The organism is Polaromonas sp. P1_F1, from assembly GCF_056405795.1.
Genome location: NZ_JBFUBJ010000002.1, coordinates 613,333 through 630,834 on the forward strand (window position 1 = coordinate 613,333; position 17,502 = coordinate 630,834).

General features: G+C 61.5%; 15 protein-coding genes. 7 read left to right on the top strand and 8 right to left on the bottom strand.

What is annotated here, in order from left to right; translation table 11 throughout:
* Nucleotides 1–89 precede the first annotated feature (89 nt).
* The 3 genes from AC1DZE_RS08915 (at nucleotide 90) to AC1DZE_RS08925 (ending at nucleotide 3,827) form a co-directional block, all read left to right on the top strand.
* Nucleotides 90–512 (top strand): SgcJ/EcaC family oxidoreductase, encoded by a 423-nt coding sequence (locus tag AC1DZE_RS08915; RefSeq protein ID WP_477672563.1) that lies wholly within the window; start codon nucleotides 90–92, stop codon nucleotides 510–512.
* 392 nt (nucleotides 513–904) lie between these two features.
* Nucleotides 905–1,882, top strand: a complete 978-nt coding sequence (gene acuI, locus AC1DZE_RS08920) for an acrylyl-CoA reductase (NADPH) (protein WP_477672562.1) — start codon at nucleotides 905–907, stop codon at nucleotides 1,880–1,882.
* Entirely contained in the window at nucleotides 1,869–3,827 is a 1,959-nt protein-coding gene (locus AC1DZE_RS08925; protein ID WP_477672561.1) for a propionate--CoA ligase, read from the top strand. Before acuI ends, AC1DZE_RS08925 begins: the two co-directional genes overlap by 14 nt.
* Before the next feature lie 41 nt (nucleotides 3,828–3,868).
* On the opposite strand, the gene AC1DZE_RS08930 is transcribed toward AC1DZE_RS08925, so the two are convergent.
* From AC1DZE_RS08930 to AC1DZE_RS08950, 5 genes are all read right to left on the bottom strand, one after another.
* Entirely contained in the window at nucleotides 3,869–4,429 is a 561-nt protein-coding gene (locus AC1DZE_RS08930) for a DUF3885 domain-containing protein (protein WP_477669324.1), read from the bottom strand.
* An 82-nt stretch (nucleotides 4,430–4,511) separates the two neighbouring features.
* Nucleotides 4,512–5,075, bottom strand: coding sequence for a hypothetical protein (locus AC1DZE_RS08935; protein ID WP_477699959.1), 564 nt, complete (start codon nucleotides 5,073–5,075; stop codon nucleotides 4,512–4,514).
* A 258-nt stretch (nucleotides 5,076–5,333) separates the two neighbouring features.
* Nucleotides 5,334–5,810, bottom strand: a complete 477-nt coding sequence (locus tag AC1DZE_RS08940) for a hypothetical protein (RefSeq protein WP_477674543.1) — start codon at nucleotides 5,808–5,810, stop codon at nucleotides 5,334–5,336.
* Entirely contained in the window at nucleotides 5,794–6,207 is a 414-nt protein-coding gene (locus AC1DZE_RS08945) for a hypothetical protein (RefSeq protein WP_477669327.1), read from the bottom strand. Before AC1DZE_RS08945 ends, AC1DZE_RS08940 begins: the two co-directional genes overlap by 17 nt.
* Nucleotides 6,208–6,467: 260 nt before the next feature.
* A complete protein-coding gene (locus AC1DZE_RS08950; protein ID WP_477669328.1) occupies nucleotides 6,468–7,343 on the bottom strand; it encodes a lysostaphin resistance A-like protein in 876 nt (291 codons plus the stop codon).
* Nucleotides 7,344–7,563: 220 nt separating this feature from the next.
* On the opposite strand from AC1DZE_RS08950, the gene AC1DZE_RS08955 reads away from it, so the two are divergent.
* The 3 genes from AC1DZE_RS08955 (at nucleotide 7,564) to AC1DZE_RS08965 (ending at nucleotide 11,281) form a co-directional block, all read left to right on the top strand.
* Complete coding sequence (locus tag AC1DZE_RS08955) at nucleotides 7,564–8,028, top strand: (2Fe-2S)-binding protein (RefSeq protein WP_477669329.1); 465 nt, start codon at nucleotides 7,564–7,566, stop codon at nucleotides 8,026–8,028.
* 11 nt (nucleotides 8,029–8,039) lie between these two features.
* Nucleotides 8,040–10,190, top strand: a complete 2,151-nt coding sequence (locus tag AC1DZE_RS08960) for a xanthine dehydrogenase family protein molybdopterin-binding subunit (protein ID WP_477669330.1) — start codon at nucleotides 8,040–8,042, stop codon at nucleotides 10,188–10,190.
* Between the two features lie 62 nt (nucleotides 10,191–10,252).
* Nucleotides 10,253–11,281 carry an XdhC family protein gene (locus AC1DZE_RS08965; RefSeq protein WP_477669331.1) on the top strand — a complete coding sequence of 343 codons (1,029 nt, stop codon included), beginning with the start codon at nucleotides 10,253–10,255 and terminating at the stop codon, nucleotides 11,279–11,281.
* 102 nt (nucleotides 11,282–11,383) lie between these two features.
* Here the strand turns inward: AC1DZE_RS08965 and AC1DZE_RS08970 are convergent, their stop codons facing one another.
* Nucleotides 11,384–13,549, bottom strand: a complete 2,166-nt coding sequence (locus tag AC1DZE_RS08970) for an O-linked N-acetylglucosamine transferase family protein (RefSeq protein ID WP_477699960.1) — start codon at nucleotides 13,547–13,549, stop codon at nucleotides 11,384–11,386.
* An 86-nt stretch (nucleotides 13,550–13,635) separates the two neighbouring features.
* Here AC1DZE_RS08970 and AC1DZE_RS08975 point away from each other — a divergent pair, with 86 nt between their 5' ends.
* On the top strand, nucleotides 13,636–14,652 hold the full coding sequence (locus AC1DZE_RS08975) for a glycosyltransferase (RefSeq protein ID WP_477669333.1): 1,017 nt from the start codon (nucleotides 13,636–13,638) through the stop codon (nucleotides 14,650–14,652).
* 20 nt (nucleotides 14,653–14,672) lie between these two features.
* Here the strand turns inward: AC1DZE_RS08975 and AC1DZE_RS08980 are convergent, their stop codons facing one another.
* Together AC1DZE_RS08980 and AC1DZE_RS08985 are read right to left on the bottom strand one after the other, a co-directional pair.
* The gene (locus AC1DZE_RS08980) at nucleotides 14,673–15,992 is read right to left on the bottom strand and encodes a FecR family protein (protein ID WP_477669334.1); all 1,320 of its coding nucleotides are present in this window, start codon (nucleotides 15,990–15,992) and stop codon (nucleotides 14,673–14,675) included.
* Nucleotides 15,993–16,057: 65 nt separating this feature from the next.
* Nucleotides 16,058–17,482: a FecR family protein gene (locus AC1DZE_RS08985; RefSeq protein ID WP_477674423.1), complete on the bottom strand. Its 1,425-nt coding sequence runs from the start codon at nucleotides 17,480–17,482 to the stop codon at nucleotides 16,058–16,060.
* Nucleotides 17,483–17,502 lie beyond the last annotated feature (20 nt).

Genomic DNA, 17,502 nt, shown 5'->3' on the forward strand with positions numbered 1-17,502 from the left:
AAGTCTTCCGGCAAGCTTCACTTGCCTCCAGCCGCCCCCATGCCAAATGCCTTGCGCCGTAGCAATCCGGGAGACGCAGGACTAAACCCATGACCAGGATGAAAAAACCTGAAGATGCGCCCGGTGCATTTCAAGCCGCCTGGAATGGCCACGACATGACGGCTCTCGGTGAGCTGTTCGATCAGGACGCAACGTTCGTGAATCGCTTCGGGCACTACGTGCGGGGCGTTGAGGAGATCGTGGCGCTCCACGTTCCGATTCACGAAACAATCTACCGCGACTCCACACTCCAGAACGAACTCATCGATGTCGCCCATATTGCCGACGGGGCGGCGGTCATCCATTTCTGGAGCCGCCTGGCTGCCGGCGCCAGCCACCCGGCCGGGCCCCATGTGGTGGATACGCTGATCCTCGCCGTGCTGACGAGACAGAGCGATATCTGGCGCATTCGGGTGCTCGAAAATGTGACCCTTGTGAACCCGCGGACAGGTGAGGCGATCTTGCGCGACTAGCGCAGTCTGGAGCTGACAGAGCGCCTTCTGTCAGTCGAGTCTTTTGCTATTAAAAGAGTAGCTGCTCGCGCTGGCCCTTATTGGATTGCGGGCTAATTTCGTTCTGAAAAAACGGCAAACTCTGCCTTCAGATGTTCCCCTGAAGCCCAAAAGCAGTCCAAAAAGCACCCAAAACAACTCCCGGAAAGGCAAAACACACATTATTCAGGTGCAAAAAGTAGCTGTAGGCCAATAAGGGTAGGCGCAAGCAGCTATTAAAACAATAGCAGATCTCGGCGTACCAAGTGCATCGTCAGCCTCCTGAAAGCCCGTTATCCATAATTAAGAATTCAGTTTCGCGGGTTTTCCAGCGTTTCTGGCCTTGCGACAACAACCCATCCGGAGACAACGCCGTGTTCAAGTCCCTTCTGCTCACCAAGTCCGACGCCGGCTTTTCAGCGGCCATCACCGACACCGACGAGGCCCAGCTCCCCGCCGGTGACGTGCTGGCGCAGGTTGAATATTCCACCCTCAATTACAAGGACGGCCTGGCGATTACCAACAAGGGGCCGGTGGTGCGCAGCTGGCCCATGGTGGCGGGCATTGACGGCGCGGGTACCGTGCTGGAATCCACCCACCCCGGCTGGAAGGCCGGCGACCGCTTTGTGCACAACGGCTGGGGCTTGGGTGAAACGCGCTGGGGCCTGATGGCTGAGCGGGCGCGCTTGCAGGGAGACTGGTTGGTGAAATTACCGGCAGCCTTCACCACCCGCCAGGCCATGGCGATTGGCACGGCGGGCTACACCGCCATGCTCAGCGTGCTGGCGCTGGAGCAGCACGGCGCCAAACCCGGCGACGGCGAGGTGCTGGTGACGGGCGCGACCGGTGGCGTGGGCAGCGTGGCCGTTGCCTTGCTGGGCAAGCTGGGCTATACCGTGGTGGCCGCCACCGGCAAGGCCAGTGAGGAAGCCTATCTGAGGCAACTGGGCGCCAGCAGCGTGATCGATCGGGCCGAGCTGTCTGCCCCCGGCAAGCCGTTGCAAAAAGAGCGCTGGGCCGCGGTGGTGGACGCCGTCGGCTCGCACACGCTGGCCAATGCCTGCGCGCAGACGCGCTATGGCGGTGTGGTCACGGCCTGCGGGCTCGCGCAGGGCGCGGATTTCCCGGCGACGGTGATGCCGTTTATCCTGCGCAGCGTCACACTGACTGGCATCGACAGCGTGATGGCGCCCCTGGCCAAACGCCAGCAGGCCTGGGACCGGTTGGCAAAAGACCTGGACACTGCCAGGCTCGAGGCCATGGTGGAAGAGATTTCGATGGCGAAAGCGGTAGAAAAGGCCGCCGACTTGATGTCGGGCAAGGTGCGCGGCCGCATCGTTGTCAAAATCTGAGCACGGCCCCAAAAAGCAAAAACGGAGACGAGACATGACGAGCTACGCAGACTTCTACCGCCAGTCCATCGACCAGCCCGAGGCCTTCTGGACCGAGCAGGCCCAACTGATCGACTGGCACAAGCCCTTCACCCGCGTCTGCAATGACGACAAACCGCCGTTTGCCCAGTGGTTTGAGGGCGGGCAAACCAACCTGTGCCACAACGCGGTAGACCGGCACCTGAAAGACCGGCCAGACCAGCCCGCGCTGATTTATGTCTCCAGCGAAACCGGTATTGAAAAAACCTACACCTTCGCCGAGCTGCACGCCGAGGTGCAGCGCATGGCCGCCAGCCTGCTGGCCATGGGCGTGGTCAAGGGCGACCGCGTGCTCATCTACATGCCCATGATTGCCGAGGCCGCCTTTGCCATGCTGGCCTGCGCGCGCATAGGCGCCATCCACTGCGTGGTGTTCGGCGGCTTTGCCAGCGGCTCACTGGCTTCGCGCATCGACGACGCCACGCCGCGCGTGATCATCAGCGCCGACGCCGGCTCGCGCGGCGGCAAGGTGGTGGCGTACAAGCCGCTGCTCGACGAAGCCATCCGCCTGTCAAAACACCAGCCTGAAGCCGTGCTGCTGGTTGACCGCGGCCTGGCGCCCATGTCCATCGTGGCCGGGCGCGATTTGCATTGGGAGACCTTGCGCGCCAAGTACATGCACGCGCTGGTGCACTGCGTGTGGCTGGACTCCGCCGCCATCAGCTACACCATCTACACCAGCGGAACCACCGGCAAGCCCAAGGGCGTGCAGCGCGACACCGGCGGTTATGCCGTGGCGCTGGCCGCCAGCATGAAGCACATCTTTGACGGCCGCGCGGGCGAAACCTACTTTTCGACCAGCGACATCGGCTGGGTCGTAGGCCACAGCTACATCATCTACGGCCCGCTGATTGCCGGCATGGCCACCATCATGTATGAAGGCCTGCCCACGCAAGGCATGGACAAGCAACCCAACGGCGCCATCTGGTGGAGCCTGGTGGAAAAGTACAAGGTCACCGGCATGTTCAGCGCGCCCACCGCGGTGCGCGTACTCAAAAAGCAGGACCCGGCCCTGCTCAAAAAACACGACCTCTCAAGCCTGCGTGCCTTCTTCCTGGCCGGCGAACCGCTCGATGAGCCGACAGCCCGCTGGATCAGCGAAGGCCTGAACGTGCCCATCATCGACAACTACTGGCAGACCGAATCCGGCTGGCCCATCATCACGATTGCCAACGGCGTTGAAAAGAAGGCCAGCAAGTTCGGCAGCCCCGGCGTGCCCATGTACGGCTACAAGGTCAAGATCCTGCACGAGTCCACCGGCGAAGAGCTGACGCAACCCCATGAAAAAGGCGTGGTCGTCATTGAAGGCCCGACGCCGCCCGGCTTCATGCAAACCATCTGGAAGGACGACGCGCGCTTCGTCAACACCTACTGGAAGAGCGTGCCCGGCAAAATGGTCTACAGCACTTTCGACTGGGGCATACGCGACGAAGACGGTTACTACTTCATCCTGGGCCGCACCGACGACGTCATCAATGTCGCAGGCCACCGCCTGGGCACGCGCGAGATTGAAGAAAGCATTTCAGGGCACGCCGGCGTCGCCGAGGTGGCGGTGATCGGTGTGGCCGATCAGCTCAAGGGCCAGGTGGCGATGGCTTTTGCTGTGCCGAAGGATGCGAACGTGCTGGCCGACAAGGTGGCGGCCATGAAGCTTGAAGGCGAGATCATGAAACGCGTGGACGGCGATCTGGGGGCTGTCGCCCGACCGTCACGCGTGCACTTCGTTTCAGCCCTGCCCAAGACCCGCAGCGGCAAGATGCTGCGCCGCGCGATCCAGGCCGTGTGCGAGGGCAGGGACCCGGGGGATTTAACGACGATGGATGACCCGGCGGCGTTGCAGCAGATTCGGGATCGGGTGGCAGGGTAAGGCCGCAGTGCGGGGGCGTTTGCGGGCGTTCTAGCCCGTATTCAAAGACCGTCAGGGCGATCTGACAACCAGGATTGAAACATCTGCCTGGTTCGGTGAGCATCTTCCTCAGATTTGAAGAATAGATCGGCGCCGCCATCGTAGGGCGCAAACGCTGTTTGGCGCTCCGGATTGAAAATTAGAACGGGGCCGGTTTTGTCATCAGCTACCGCGCTTAACAGCAGGTCGAAGTCTCCAGATCGCCAGGTAATGTTGGCCGCAACGAACTGCATTGCATCGTCTTCTTCGCTATCGGCCATCACGTGGGTGAGCGGAAGCTGGTCGAGCGGGCCTTGCTCATCCGGATCCCATGATCGCTTTTCACCGAACTGGGTTGCAAACAGCACGCAATTACTGTCTTGCCCCAGAAGTTCTTGCGCTGTTTCGTTGTAGCGGCGAAGTACTTCCATTCGCTCTTTGTCGGAGTCGGCATATCGCTTTGCCTCCGGTAGGCTGTGTATTCGGACCCACCGCAGTGGGATCGCCTGGCGGCAGAGGAAGCCCGCGGGGCTTGCGTGCGGAAATGCGGTCTTCCATGCGCGCAGAACGTGATCTGGATTCATGCTGGACTTAAGTTGGACACGGTCGGCGGGCGCTGGCAGTCCGCATGGAGGAGAGTATTCGCATTGTTAGGGAGCCGCTTTGTTATTCGCTGAGTGGGTCACCGCTGAAGAAGGACGCGTCCGTTACAGGCCTGCCGAAGGGTTTACCGTTAAAGGTGTGAGTGCAACACCGGCAAAGCGGCGCCATCTTTTCAGGTCCCAGATCGGGGTTGACGATTGCAAGAAGCCCTTTCTCATCCACATACAAGCCGCTGAAGTAGCTTGACTCTCCCATGCGAACAAAGTCTTTCTTCTCGTGTTCATGAAGTGCGACTAGCCAGAAAATCGGCTCGGGTTTGTCTAGCCGGCTTACCGCCTCACGATGCACAGAGTTCCAGTCGGTGCCGATTTTTGACAGAAGAAACCTGAAAAGCGGTGTGTAGTCCAGGCCGCGTTGCTGCTTGCCATGCATGGAGCTGCGCGTCGCCTCCGATTGCACTTCTTTTTTGGTATTTCTCTCGTGGCGAAAATCACCCCCAAAGTGGTGATGTACGCCACGGGCAGTCGTGTTTACTTTGCGAAATAACGGTTCTTTTTGCATTTTTTGGAAGAGGCGTGAAATCTGCCGAAGCCGCTGAAAACGGAAGTACGCGTGTTGGGAACGCATAATTTTATGCGCCTATCGGCAATGTCTCATCTTGATGAAAAATGTGTTGAGACTTTGCTTTAGCGCTGCCAAAAACCCGCAGCGGCAAGATGCTGCGCCGCGCGATCCAGGCGGTGTGCGAGGGCAGGGGCCCGGGGGATTTAACGACGATGGATGACCCGGCGGCGCTGCAGCAGATTCGGGATCGGGTGGCTGGGTAGGTCGCCCCCACGAAGGACCGTGCGTCACAAAATCATCGGATACGCTTATGCAGGCGCTTCACAATTTCGTATCCCGCAGGGTGAATATCGCTTCGAAGTGAAGGTCTTTGCAGCGCCCGGCCAGTTGCGACAACACGGCTTTACCCAGGGCCGAGCGCGCCCTGGGATGCGTGATAAGTATGCGAATCCCCAGATCGGCTTTGGCGTGAGGAAAAGCTTTGCCGAGCTCTGCGCTATGCACCCATTCCGAATAGGCATTGAGTTTGCGGATGGCGCGTGGTTTGGTCAGGCCGTCTTCCAGTGGCCGGTCAATGACCAGAACCAGCGTAATGGTGCCTGATTTGTCATCTACCTGAATGCCGTCCAGCTGGTGTATGTCGTTGACTCCCAAGCCAGCCGCAGGCGCGAATTTTGTGCAAAGAAGCAGCAGGCTGATGAAAGAAATACGCCAAAACAGAGATCGCATAAGGGGTTGGTAATTCGCAGTTTTAACTTTGGCAGAGACGTGAAGGGCGTTGCTAGTCCGGTAAGGCAAGCGCCATGCCTTCCATCATGCCTTTCGCTTCTGGCTCCAGGGATTCTGTCCACACGCGATTCCCGTTGGTAGCGGTGGGGCGGTTAAGGGTCTCCTGAACAAGAGCGCCGAGCAAACCAAAAAACTGGCCAAAGTCACCCGCCGGCCGTGAAAAAGTCGCGAGCAGGTAGAAAAACCGCCGTTCATCCGCCTGCACGCTGATCTCGGTAATGCGCTCCTGGCCTGCGGGGGTGGCGGCGGTGAGCCGCCGGGCACCGGGCGCGACGCCGATGGCTGTATAGCTATTCGGTGGCATGGTGGCCACTTTGACGCCATCCACCAGCACGGTCACTGTCTCCATGTCTCCGGAAATTCTCACCAGATACAGCAGCGCTTGCCCCGGCATGGGGTCTTGCAACTGTATTTCTTTTGGCTGCGGTGTGGCCGTAGCTGCGGGGGGATTGGCCCAGGCGCAGACACTCGCAAGCAAAAGTATCCCTGACAGTGCACGTCGGATCATCTTGGCCTTCAAGTTCGGGTGAATCGAGCCGTAGCGGCTGCGTAGCGCTGCTGATTCTAGAGGGTCGGGCGAACAAAAATGCCTCGGAGGGCTGAGTGTTGACGCTTGCACCCCCTGTCTCTGCTGAATGAGCCCTATGGTGAAGTTCGATGCTGACACTAGGACGACAAGGTTCTGTCACGAAGCATGAACTGGAGCGCGGATGCGCCTACAAAAGCCAGAAAAAAAGCGCCAATCCAGATCGAGAGTGGCAAGTCACTGAAAAAGGCTATGTTGCCGGATTTGTCACTGAAGTTTTGACAGAAGAATGAAATCGTCGAGTTGTACATGCAGTGAAGGGCAATGCATGGCCATAAGGACCTGCTTCGTTCGTAAAGCCAGGCAAGAACAGATCCGACAATCAATCCCACCATGAACTGGTAAATATTCAGATGAGCGGCACCAAATAACGTCGCTGAGGCAAAAATAGCGAATTTCCTGGGGCATTGCGCCAGAAAACTGCGCACGATAATGCCGCGAAAAAGCATTTCCTCCAGAACGGGGGCCAGGATACAAACCGTGATGACAGACATGGGATCGTTCGTCATCATTCTCTGGAACATCATTTCCTGTGCTCTTGACAAAGGGAATGCCGAAACCATCACCGCATCCACTGACAGCATGGCCAACACCAGTGCAGGAATCAGCATGGCGATAGGAAGCATCAACAGCATGATGGTGACGCTTGCCGAATTTCGGGACGCATGAAACAAGGCCCGGTAGCTCAGCTGCTTGTGATGCAGCACAAGGCTGAAGACGCCGGCATTTCCAAGAACTGTTGCGATGCCCCATACGCCATTGAGTGCATCTCCGCGCAACCCGAGCATATCGGCAAGCGCCACCAGCGCGACATATTCAAACAGAAATAAGGCGAGAACGATCAGCGCGGCCTGGCCCAGGGTTGGGAAGCTTGTGTACTTTTCTGTGACCCTATTCATGCCGCCAACCTCGGCCGGCTTCTGGTCGCGAAACTGCGGGGCGATGCGGTGCGCCATCCATTTTGTGGTCCTCCCAAACTCTTGTAAGGCATGAGTTATATCAGTTGTCTCATCTTGAGAAAAAGTGTTGAGACTTTGTTTCAGCCAAGGGTTTCTACCCGGATACCCCTTAAGGCGCAGTCGTAGCATGAGTCCCGCAAGGCCTTCGGGTAGTAGCTGACTTTTGGGGGCCTGCCCGATCCTGTGATGACAGTGATTCAACAAAAGGGGACTCCACATGACAACAAAACTCAACGTGAACGGCCGCGCCGTTTCCGTCAACGCTGAATCTGACACACCCCTTTTGTGGGTGATACGCGATGAGCTGGGCATGACCGGTACCAAGTTCGGTTGTGGTGCGGCCTTATGCGGCGCGTGTACCGTGCACCTCAATGGCAAGCCGGTGCGGTCGTGTCAGACGCCGTTGTCTGCCGCTGCGGGCCAGAAGGTGGCGACGATTGAAAGCCTTTCACGCAACAACACGCACCCGCTGCAGGTGGCGTGGATCAAGCACGATGTGCCGCAGTGCGGCTACTGCCAGTCGGGCCAGTTGATGAGCGCGGCGGCCTTGCTCACGGGCAACAAGAACCCGAGCGACGCGGACATTGACGCCGCGATGAGCGGCAACATCTGCCGCTGCGGTACCTACCCGCGTATCAAGGCGGCGATCAAGGATGCCGCTTCCACCATGCGCAAAGCCTGAGGAGAACGATCATGACTGCCAACACACTGGTCTCCCTCGATCGCCCTGATCGCCGTACTTTCCTCAAAGCCTCATCAGCCGTCACGGGCGGGTTGATGATGGGCGTCACGCTGGGCCTGCCGCTGGCAACCCAGGCCGCGGGCACGCTCTACACCCCCAATGCCTGGGTGCACATTGCCGACGACAACACCATCACGCTGCTGTCTGCGCGCTCCGAGATGGGGCAGGGCGTGTATACCTCCATGCCGATGTTGATTGCCGAAGAGTTGAATGTGGATTTGCGCAAGATCAAGGTGGCGATTGCGCCTCCGGGCAAGGTCTATACCAACGCCTTGCTGGGCGCACAGATCACCGGCGGCTCGACCTCGGTGCGTGACGGCTGGGAAAAGCTGCGCATCGCCGGCGCGCAGGTGCGCATGATGCTGGTGTCGGCGGCTGCTGCGAAGTGGAATGTCGATGCGTCGACGCTGAAGGCTGAGAACGGCATGGTGATCGGGCCGAACGGCAAGAAGGCGACTTACGGTTCACTGGCCGAGGCGGCATCGAAGCTGCCAGTGCCGGAAAAAGTGGTGCTGAAAGACCCGAAAGATTTCACTGTGGTCGGTAAACCCACCAAGCGGCTGGACACACCGATGAAGGTCAACGGCACAGCCGAATTCGGCATTGACGTGAAGCTACCCGGCATGGTCTACGCCAGCCTGCAGCAATGTCCGGTGATCGGCGGCAAGGTCACCAGCTTTGACGCGGCCAGGGCCAAGGCCATGCCGGGCGTGATCGACGTGGTGCAGATTCCCGATGGCGTGGCCGTGGTGGCCGACAGCTACTGGCATGCGTACAAGGCGCGCCAGGCATTGACGGTGCAATGGGACGAAGGCCCGGTCGCGGCCATCAGCAACGCGAGCATGCTGGACGGCATTCGCAAGGCGGCCGACAGCGGCAAGGTGATACCCATCATCGCGCCCAAGGGCGATACCGCCGGCGCGATGAAGGGTGCGGCCAAGACCTTGAAAGCCGAGTACGTGTCGCCGTTGCTGGCGCACGCCACGCTGGAGCCGATGAACTTCACGGCCGACTACAAGAACGGCAAGATCCTGCTGATCGGCCCCACGCAGTTCCAGCAGGGGGCTGAAGGCAGCGTGGCGGCGGCCCTGGGTATCAAGCCCGAAGACATCACGCTGAAAACCACCTTCCTGGGCGGCGGCTTTGGCCGGCGGCTGGAGCTGGACTTCATCGTACAGGCGGCGCAAATCTCCAAAGCCGTGGGCAAGCCCGTCAAGCTGCTCTGGAGCCGCGAGGACGACACCACGCACGACTTCTACCGGCCCATGGCCGTCAACCAGCTTTCGGCCGGGTTGGGAGCCGACGGCAAGCCGGTGGCGCTCAATTTCAAGGTCACCTCGCAGTCCATCACGCAGCGCGCCTTCGGCCTGCCCAAGGACACGCTGGACCCCTTCATGGCCGAAGCCGGCGTGATGCCATACGACATCCCGAACACGCAGTACGACCTGGTGATCCACGACAGCGGGCTGCGTGTGGGCTACTGGCGCTCGGTGAGCCACGCGCTCAATGCCTTTGCCAATGAAAGCTTTGTCGATGAGATGGCGCTGGCGGCGGGCAAGGACCCGTATGCCTACCGCATGTCGCTGCTGGAAAAGCAGCCGCGCTTTGCCAATGTGCTGAAGATGGCGGCCGACAAGTCCGGCTGGGGCACACCGCCGCCCGCAGGGCGTAGCCGCGGCATCGCGCTAATGGAGGGTTACGACACCTACATGGCGCAGGTGGCCGAGGTGTCGGTGAAGGACAACCAGATCACGGTGCACAAGGTGACGGTGGTGGCCGACCTGGGCCGCATGGTCAACCCCGACACGGTGCAGGCACAGATCCAGTCGAGCATTGTGTTTGGCCTGTCAGCCGCGTTGAATAACCAGATCACGCTAGACAAGGGCCGGGTGCAGCAGACCAATTTCGGCGACTACCCCGTGCTGCGCATGCATGAGTCGCCGGTGATGGACATCACCCTGGTGCCCAGCACCGAGAAGCCGGGCGGCATTGGCGAGCCGGCCACGGCGCTGGTGGCGCCCGCGGTGGCCAACGCGGTGTTTGCCGCCACCGGCAAGCGGGTGCGCACGCTGCCGCTCAATGACAACCTGGCGAAGGCTTGAGGCCGCAGGGCTTTGAGGCCGGGCCGAGGCAGAAAAAACTGCGGGCTGCTAGCATTTGACGCATGGATAACATTGACCTCGAAGTTCTGAAGACCTCATCGCAGTGGCTGGCCGCAGGCCTGCGCTGCGAACTGGTGACTGTGCTTAAAACCTGGGGCTCCAGCCCGCGGCCTGAAGGCTCCATGCTGGCCATCTGTGAAGACGGCCGGGTGGTGGGTTCGGTGTCGGGCGGCTGCATTGAAGACGACATGATCGACCGGGCCCGCCGCGAGGGCCTCAGCCAGACGCAACCGGCCATCGTCACTTATGGCGTTTCAGCCGACGAGGCGCGCCGCTTTGGCCTGCCTTGCGGCGGCACCATTGAGCTGGCCATAGAACCGTTGTCAAAAGCAAGCCGCATCGATGAATTGCTGCAGCGTCTGCAGGCCGGTGAGCTGGTGGCGCGCCGCCTTGATTTGCACACGGGCGCCGTCACACTCAGCGCGGCCCAGCCCAGCCAGGGCATGCAGGTGTCTGAAGCCGCGCTGGTGACCTTGCACGGCCCGCGCTGGCGACTGCTGATCATCGGCGCCGGGCAACTGTCGCGCTTTGTGGCGCAGATTGCGCAGGGCATGGACTACGCCGTGACGGTGTGCGACCCGCGCGAGGAATACCGTGACAGCTGGCAGGTAGAAGGCGTGGAGCTGGCCACCGGCATGCCCGACGACGTGGTGCAGGCCATGAAGCTGGACGCCCGCTGCGCGGTGATTGCGTTGACGCATGACCCCAAGCTGGACGACCTGGCGCTGATGGAGGCTTTGCGCTCTGAGGCGTTTTATGTAGGCGCCATCGGCTCACGGCTGAACAACCAGCGCCGCCGTGAAAGGCTGGCCGAGCACTTCGACATGACGGCCGAAGAGCTAGGCAAGCTGCACGGCCCGATCGGCCTTTACATCGGCAGCAAGACGCCGTCCGAGATTGCGATTTCCATCCTGGCGGAGCTGACGGCCGTCAAGAATGGTGTGACGTCAGGACAGATGGCCAATGTCGCCGCTGCCAAGAGCCAGCTTGGTTTGCCGCCGACCGGCGAAGTCTGCGCTATCACGCAGTAGGTAGGGCCGCAGTTTGGCGGGTCAAGCCGCAAATTCAGAAGAAAAAACGCCTGCAGGCCAATAGGGGTGTGCGCAGGCAGCTATTGTATTGATAGCAAATAATCAGGTGTCGACGGCCTGTGCGGCGCTCGCGTCGAACGCCACCGGCGGCGAGCCTGCGCGCGAGCGTTCCGCCATGTGGGCCCAGGCGGCTTCCCGGTCCTTGACACGCGCAGCCGCATCAAACAGGGGAGGGGGCGGTGTTTTGTTCCGCGCTGTGTGCAGCCTGGTTTTCAGCTCCTGCAACGCCTCAGGATTGCGGCCTAGCCGCACAGCCTCCGCAACATAAGCCTGCGGGCTTTCCAGAATGCATTCAGGCAGGCCGGCAGCCTGCAGAATGCTTGCACCCATGCGCGCGGCCATGCTGCTGCCGGGGCAGGTGAGCGCGGGAACGCCCTGGCGCAGCGCCTCTTCCAGTCCGGGCGAGGCATTGAGGCGCAACGTGTCCAGGAACAGGTCGGCACAGCCCAGGTGGGCGGGTATCTCGGGCCAGGCGGCAAGGGCTGAAAAGATCAGCCGCTGTACACCCACGCCCGCAGCCTGTGCTTCGCGCACGAGGTTGGCGGCGGCCCGGCTGCAAAAAGGCAGCCACAGTACGGCGTCGGGCAGCGACCGCAACACTTTCATCCAGCTGGCGAAGGTGGCTGCATCCAGCAGGGGCGGCAACAGGCATGAACACAGCACCAGGGCGTCCGCGGGCAACCCGGCTTTTTCGCGGGAAGGGGTCGTGGGCTCGGCATCCATGCCAAAGCTTCCCGGCCAGCAAGTTTGCGGAAGGCGGCCGATGGGGCCGGCTTGCTCCTCCACCTGCGGGTGGATGAAGTGATCGGACACGGTGTAGTCCCATGCGCCGGGTACGTGATGCCTGTAAAGGCCAGGCTCGCGCAGCTGCACGGGCGCGACTCGCATCAAGGCGATTTCCTGCCGCGTCCAGGCCGGGTTCAGGGCCTGTTCAATGTAAATATCAAGCCTGTCCAGGCGGATGCGCCCCACCGCTTCGAGGTCAGTCATGTGCCCCAGTTCATTCACACTGGCCGCATGGCGGCGCAAAACCTCAAGGTGCTCCGGCTGCGGGCGCCCCGTGAAGGCATAGACTTGGATGGCAAAGCGGCCACTGTCGTGCAGCGCGAGTTGCTGCTCAAGTGCCCGCATCTGCCGGGTGTCGGCCAGGCTTTGCACGGCGAGGCCGACGTGGATGCGGCTGTCGCTCTGGAGGCGGCGTGTGCGCGAATCGCGCTTGAACGGCGGGCAGGGTTTGAGCCGGCTTTTCACTGCGTCGAGAGTTTGCCGGCGCATCTGCTGCAGCGCGTCTTCATCCATGGCGAGTACCAGTCCGTGGAAAGGCGCATCGCCCCAGTCGCGGGGTTTTTGGGTGGCAAGGGATTCAGCCAGGGCCTTCTGCAGGATATCCGTGAGCTTGTGGTGATGCCGCCAATCGCCGATGGCCATATTGCGGAAGGCTTGCCGGGTGTGGATTTGCAGCGCGTCGTCCGCCACGTGGTCGATGGCCTTGCCCTGGATGGTGCCCTCCAGCGCAGCACCTTCGGCGGTTTCCAGTTTCAGCAGGAACTCACCCAGCAGGTTGCGGGTGTTGCCATCGAGGTCTTTCAGGGCAGCGTCGGCTTTTTCGAGCTCACCGGTGAAAGCCAGAAGCGCGAGGTGCCGAAGTCTCAGCTCGGCATGTTCAGGAAATTGCGCCAGGGCAAGCCTGGTGGCTTCCACGGCCTCGGCGTAGCGCCGCGCGCCTGAGAGGTATTCGGCGAGGTTGGCGTGGTAAGGCGGGTGGCCGGGCTGAAGATCAAGGCACTTGCGGGCCAAGTGAATGGCCAGGTCCCACTGCGATGAGCCAGCCGCCAGGATGGCGACGTTGTTCAGGGAACGCAGGTGGTCGGGGTTGAGTTCCAGGGCCCGTGCGTAGGCCGCCTGGGCCTTTTCAAGGTCACCGCAACCCTCTGCTGCAATCGCCAGGTTGGCTGCGCCGTCGGCGTCCTGCAGCAGTGATGCTTCAACGCCCAGCAGCGTTCGGTAGGCGGCCTGCGGGCGATCCAGCACGCTAAGCAGGGTGGCGCAGGCAGATGCCGAATTGACGTCCGTCGGCGAGAGGGCGTGCGCCTTTTCAAAAGCCGCGAGCGCCAGTTCGGGCTGGCCGGTGCTGTCCAGCTGGCTGCCTTGCGACATCCAGGCCTCGTGATCTGCCTCACGGTTAGAGGGGCGGGGGTTTTTATCCATCGCAACTGTGTCGCCGTCGTGCATGCAGGAATTATGTGGCACGGTGGGTTCGGGGACTCAGGCGGGCGCGGAGATAATCGCGGCTAATGACCCAAGGCCTCACTTTCACCGACCTCGGCGCGCTGCACCTGCTAGGCCGGTTCGGCGAGTTGTACACGGGCGCGGAGCGGGAACTGCTGGACCTCGCGCGGCTTCTGGCCGGCAGGCGCGCGGTCAAGCTGTGGTCCGATGTGCCGGTGCACCCGGCGTACGCGCCCGAGGGCATTACCGCCGTGCAGCCCTTTGCGCACCAGTTTCCCAGGGAGGGTACGCTGCTGATAGGCGGCGTGCATCTGCAGCCGGGAATCTGGCTGAAATACACGCGGTTTCAACGAATCATTCTTTTCCACAACATTTCACACCAGGGGCAGCTGTTTGCCATTGTCGAAGGCGTGCGGGAATACACCGGCCTCGACCCTGAGATTGTTTTTGTGTCCGACTGGCTGCGCCGCACTGCGGCATTGACCGGGCGCGTCATTCCCAGCCTGCTCGACCTCACGCCCTTTTCAGCGGTTGCCGTTGAACGTTTTGCCCGATGGCCGCATGGTGGAGCCCAACCGCGGCCTTTCACGGTTGGGCGTGCCAGCCGTGATCTGCTGGAAAAGCACAACCCGCAGGACCTTTCGCTTTACCGCATGCTGGCCAGCCGCGGCATACGGGTTCGCGTCATGGGCGGAACCTGCCTGGCGCCGGGTTTGGCCGGAACCGAGGGCATTGAGTTGCTGCCTGCGGGTGCGGAGTCTGTGCCGGATTTTTACCGTTCACTGGATGCGATGTTCTACCGCACCGGAAACTTTTTCGAGGCGTATGGACGGGTGGTGCTGGAGGCCATGGGTGCCGGTTTGCCGGTAGTGGCCCACGTGAACGGCGGCTACGCCGAAGTGATCGAGCAGGGCATCTCGGGTTTTTTGATCCGCTCGCAGGAGCAGGCATTCGATGCCCTGATGTCGCTCAATGATTCGGTGGATTTAAGGCTTCAGCTGGGCATGGCAGCGCAAGAGCGGGCCAGCCAGGTGCACGGCCCCGACGCAACGGAGCGCGACCTGGCGTTCTATCTCAAGTGAACGGTGACCGGCCGCCCCCATCAGGGCGCGGCAAATGCTGCTGCGCCTGAATAGCGAATGTTTCCGTTGGTGCCGGTGTAAACCATGCCGGCACGGCTTGCATTCACCCCGGTGAAGAAACCGTCCACGGTGAAAACCGGTCCACCGTTGGAGTAGCTGAACTGCCCGCCTGCAACACTGATATTGGATGCCGCAAAACCGCCAAGTGTCGTGACCACGCCCATGCTCAGCTTGGCCGTGCCGAAGTTGACGCTGAACGTTGCGGATGTCAGGGTTCCGGAGGCCACTGCCGCCTGTACGGAGGTGTCGTAGCCCGTGACTGGCGTCTGGCCGATCAGGTTGTAGCTGAGGGTGCCCGTTGTGGGCATCACCAGGGTAGGCTGGCCGATGATGTAGTGGAGATCATTGATGTTCGTGCCGCCTGGGTTGCGTGTGCCCGTGGTCCACGAACCCCAACCGATAAAGTCGCCCGCGTCGGTAGAGCCCGCCGAGCCTGCAAAGGCGTTGATGGTGGGGGTGAAATCCTTGCCATTGGCGCTGAGCGCGGTCAGTTTGCCGGTGTCAATGGTTGCGGAAGTGCCCGTGGCAACAGGCGAAATGGTGGAAGGTCCGAAATTGCCCTGCGAGTGGTAGGTTGCGGTTGACTTGAAATTTGTGAACGTGCCTGTGTTGACTGGCTTGACATCGGTCACAACCGCTTTATTGATGATGATGGGCTCTATTGGAGGTTCGGGTGTGGGTATGGGCGGGCGTACATTCGTTCGTTTCGGCGTGTCTGTGTTGTTGACCACCCGGACAGACTCACCTGCCGTCAGCCCGACACATCCCCCCGCATTGCAGACCTCAATCGCATCCAGCTCGGTTGTCACGCTCAGCGAGCCGTCCGGGTTGTACCCAGCATTGAAGCCAGAGCCGCGGATACCAATGGTGGCCGTCGTGGTGGTGACACGGTAGTTTTCACGGTTGCGTTTGCCGATCAATCCGGTGATGGCCCGCATGCTGCCGCGCAGCAGGTCGACCAGAAAGCGGTCTTCCTTCGGGTCGGCCTTGTCTACATAGTTGGCGACCTTGAACTCTGTTCCCGGCTGCAGCGAAACGACACCGCCATCGGAGAACTTCACCTGGGCGCGGCCATCGAGGCCGGTAATGATGGCCTGGCCGCTTTCGATATCCTTGCCTTTGACCAGCGCGTCGGTCTTGCCGTCCGTGCGCCGCAAACTGACTTCGCCGGTGGTGAACTGGGCCACGCCCGCGGAAGGCGCTGCCAGGGTCTGCAGTGGGTAAATGGCGGCCAGCGCCATGGCCAGGGCGGTGTGCTTTAGTTTGAACTGCGGGGTCATGGTGGGTTCTCCGGTATTTTTTAAGGGGTACGCACTGGGCTGCTGTGGGGCTGGGGACGGCCCGTTTAAAGGGGGGGTCTTACGACCAGGCTGGTCTGCTGGAAAACGGCCGCACCGGAAACCTGGCCCGCGCTGGGGCCCGCGCCGGTAACCGATGAGGCGCTGTAGACCAGTGCGGCACGGCTGGCATTGTTGCCGGTGAAGAAGCCGGTGACATTCGCGCCCGAGGAGTTAGTGATTTTGGCGTTGTTGATGTCGATGCTGCTGCTGGCGCCATAGTCATTGCCGCCGAAGCGCGTGGTGAGGTCCAGGTTGCCATAGCCCTGGCCTGGGCTGTAGGCGCCGAAATTGGCGACCAGCGAACCGCTTACAAGCTGACCCGCACCCAGCAGGCTGGAGAAGGCGGTGCCGCCGGCGAACTGGTAGGTGCCCTGCATGTTGTCGGCCGGCATCTGAGCCGTCGGCGTCGGCCGGCCCATCACAAAGTGAACGGATTCAATCGCGCTGGGCGAGCCTCCCACGAACTTTTGTCCCGTCACCCAGCTGCCCCAACCGACGAAGTCGGGATCGGACGGCGCACCCAGCGCGCCCTTTTCCATCGTGGTGAGGCCGGGCGTGCTGCGGAACTGGGTCAGGACGTTGCGGCTGTCGAGGCTGTCGACATCGATGGGTTTGCCGCTGAGGAAGCTGGTCAGCACAGCGGTGCCGGCCTCGGGGTAGTAGCTTTCGACCACCGGGTTGGCCGCGCTGTCGGTGAACGCAATCGCGGCGGCCAGGTCGGTGAACACCTGTTTGACGGGTGTGGTGGGGACAATGGCGGGCTTGCCATCGGACGTGGTCTGGTTCCCCGCAACGACCACCTCCTGGACGGGCGGCGGCGTCGGCACGTTGGCCCGTGTATTGGTGCGAACTGGCGCCTCGGAGCTGTTAATGACTCGCACCGACTCGCCGGCCGTCAGGCCGACGCAGCCACCGGCGTTGCAGACCTCAATGGCGTCCAGTTCCGTCGTGATGCCCAGTGATCCGTCCGGGTTGTAGCCCACGCTGAAGCCGGAACCGCGTATACCTATGGTGGCCGTGGTGGTAGTGACCTTGTAGTTCTCGCGGTTGCGCTTGCCGATCAGGCCGGTGATGGCCCGCATGCTGCCGCGCAACAGGTCGACCAGGAAACGGTCCTGCTTGGGGTCAGCCTCGTTGACATAATTGGCGATTTTGAACTCGGTATTGGGCTGCAGTGACACCAGGCCGCCATCCGAAAACCGGACCTGGGCGCGACCCGCGGTGCTCGTCAGTATGGATTCGCCGCTTTCCAGCGGTTTGCCCTTGGTCAGCGCCTCGGTTTTGCCGTTCGCACGCAGCACGTTGACGTCGCCGGCGATGAACTGCGCCACGCCGGCCGATTCGGCGGCGAATGATTGCGCGGGGAAGGCCGCCGCAATCACGACCGACAGCGCGGCGTGTTTGAGAGAGCTTTCCCGGATGGTTTTCATGGGGTGTCTGGCGGGGCGTG